Below are 2,411 nucleotides of genomic sequence, written 5' to 3' on the forward strand. Positions count from 1 at the left end.
ATGCCCGGCGAGTGAATGACACGGTGTCGGCGAGTTTGTATGGGGCGGCGGCGTTGGTGGCGGTGGTGGATAGTCAGGTGCGGATGGGGTTGGGGGTTAAGGAAATGTCCGTCAAGCTTCCGGGCGGCAGGATGGGAAGCGCACCAATGCTGACGTTGTTTGGTGGGGTGATTGGTGCGCTTTCTACTGGTGCTGCAATAAACGAATTCCAATCCCTGCAATCACGATTGGAAAGCGCCCAAAACCAAGTCGATCCATGGCTGCAGATGCGTCAGATCGCGGTCGGAGGGCAGGTAGCAGCCTTCGGCGCCCAAGCGATATTGGGGCTTGGCTATACCGCCCGCGCCTTGGCCGGTTCAGTAACAGCGGAAGTCGCCATCTTGCGCTACACGCTCTACATGGGACCGTTGAACTGGATCATTCTAGGCCTTGGCGTACTGTATCTGACTGCCTGGATTTTTGAGAAAACACCGCTGCAAAACTTCCTGAACAATTGCTGTTGGTCTAAAGCGCGTGCTATCGATCTGGACCCCATCGCGCCTAAAGCCCAACACGACGAACTCGACCGTTTGTATCTCATCCTCTATACGCCTCGGGTCACCATGCAAAGCAGTTCTAATCAGGCGACTGATAACGGTCGTTCCGGTCTGGCGTTCGTCAGCGCCATTGATTCTCTGACCATCGATTTGCCAGGCGCCGAGCCAAACAGTGTCTACCTGGAGCTGAGCATGGTCGGTGACCCGGTGGATACCCTCGCAAACCGCTACCTGATCAAAAATAGTCCGAGCGACTATTTCAGGCCACCCCGTCCGTGGCGCGATATGACGCCCTTCTGGTTGTCCGACAGCAGTTGCCAGTGGATACCGTTCGAGGAGGGTCAGGGCCTGCGTATAAGCGGTCCTTTCAAAGAGGTGAAAGACTTGCTGAACACACCACCCAGCACGTTGTCGCTAAGGTTGCGTTATCGCACCCCACTGATCGCGATACTCGGCGCTCGAAGTTTTATCGGCGGGGAGCGAGGTTTGGCTTTTACCTTGAACAACTCCACGGGTGTCGTAGCGCTGCGAGCCGACCCAACGCCTGAACTTGATCGTGTACCGAATTATCCGCTCGGTGAGGATCATCCCGGCGCCATTTACCTGCAACCCAAGGACAAACGATGAGTACGCCACCGGCGGGCACAACGGGAAAAAGGATTTTTTCGCGTAATGACTATCTGGCTCCATTGCCCATTCCCACGGGTGAAAAGCCTTGTGATGTGCTCAACACCATCTGGCGCAAGAACGAGGTGTTTCTCGATATCGGTAACTACAGCATCGGTTCGACGGTCATGGTGATGTGGCCGTCGCTGATGGTATTTGTATTTATGGGCTTCATCACTCCAGACCCCGGGCTGATCTGGATTGCGGCGTTATTGATCATAGGCATCCCTTCAATATTTGTGATTCAAGGCCTCTTCCGCGAAGTCCCCTTACCTATACGCTTCAACCGCCAACGCCGCGAAGTCTGCGTCCCCCGCAACGATGGCGAATTCTGGATCGTCCCTTGGGAAACCGTGACAGCCGCCGCCACCCAGCATTCATCAGTCAGTCAGGCCGGCAAAGCCACGATGGGTCTACTGGTCATCGGTTTCGAAAACCCCGACCCGCACGCTACGGAAGACAACAAGCATTTTTCGCTGGGCTTCAACTGCGGTGGCGGCACCACGGCAATGGCGTTGTGGGAATGCATGCGCAGTTATATGGAAATTGGCCCGCAAGTTTTGCCACAGACAAATGACTTCGAGGGCGGACGAGAAAAGCTGCGGGGCAGAGGCGTCTTTTGGGGCATTTGTTGTGAATATGTGGATGGCATCAGACATCATTTGGTCGCGCAAGAGGTTGGCAAGGCAGCGTGGCTGATCATTGCTGCAGTGCTCTTGGGGGCACCACTGGCGATGATGTTGCAAGAGTGGAAGTTATCGCCACCGCCCGAGCTTTCTAATCCCGACATCATCGAATGGTCAAAACCACTCCTCCCGGAGCAATGGACCAAACGCTCCCCGGAGTTGGAAGAAGCCATCGTCAAGCGCGAAGCCGAGTTGGCCGGGCGAGTGGAGGCGCAGTCATGAGTACGCCACCGGCGGGCACTACGAAAAAAAGAATGTTTTCGCGCAATGATTACTTGGCGCCATTGCCGATTCCAACCGGTAGAAAACCCTCTGATGTGCTGAATATCATCTGGCGTAAAAACGAGGCGTTTCTCGATGTGGGTAACTACAGCATCGGTTCTGCGGTGATGGTGATGTGGCCGACGATGATGGTGTTTTTAGCTATTTCCCCCGGTGTCAGGATAGTTGTCGCCTCTCCGGTTTTTCCAAAAAAAGCATATCGGGGGCGGAAAGAGACTGGTCGTGCCGTACTATTCACCTG

The 2,411-nt window shown here is 55.1% G+C and carries 1 protein-coding gene and 2 pseudogenes; all 3 read left to right on the forward strand.

Going from position 1 to position 2,411, the window contains the following annotated elements:
- Window positions 1-1,163, forward strand: a pseudogene (locus ACIOWA_RS27820) (hypothetical protein); the annotation flags it as partial.
- On the forward strand, window positions 1,160-2,110 hold the full coding sequence (locus ACIOWA_RS27825) for a hypothetical protein (RefSeq protein WP_339466828.1): 951 nt from the start codon (window positions 1,160-1,162) through the stop codon (window positions 2,108-2,110). The pseudogene ACIOWA_RS27820 and the gene ACIOWA_RS27825, both read left to right, overlap by 4 nt.
- Window positions 2,107-2,411: pseudogene (locus ACIOWA_RS27830) on the forward strand (hypothetical protein); the annotation flags it as partial. The gene ACIOWA_RS27825 and the pseudogene ACIOWA_RS27830, both read left to right, overlap by 4 nt.

It is taken from the genome of Pseudomonas sp. NPDC087614 (genome assembly GCF_044743485.1).
GTDB lineage: Bacteria > Pseudomonadota > Gammaproteobacteria > Pseudomonadales > Pseudomonadaceae > Aquipseudomonas > Aquipseudomonas baetica_A.

What these genes read in the sequence shown, in the direction of transcription:
- ACIOWA_RS27825 (WP_339466828.1), top strand. Translation starts at nt 1,160, where the DNA reads ATGAGTACGCCACCGGCGGGCACAACGGGAAAAAGGATTTTTTCGCGT.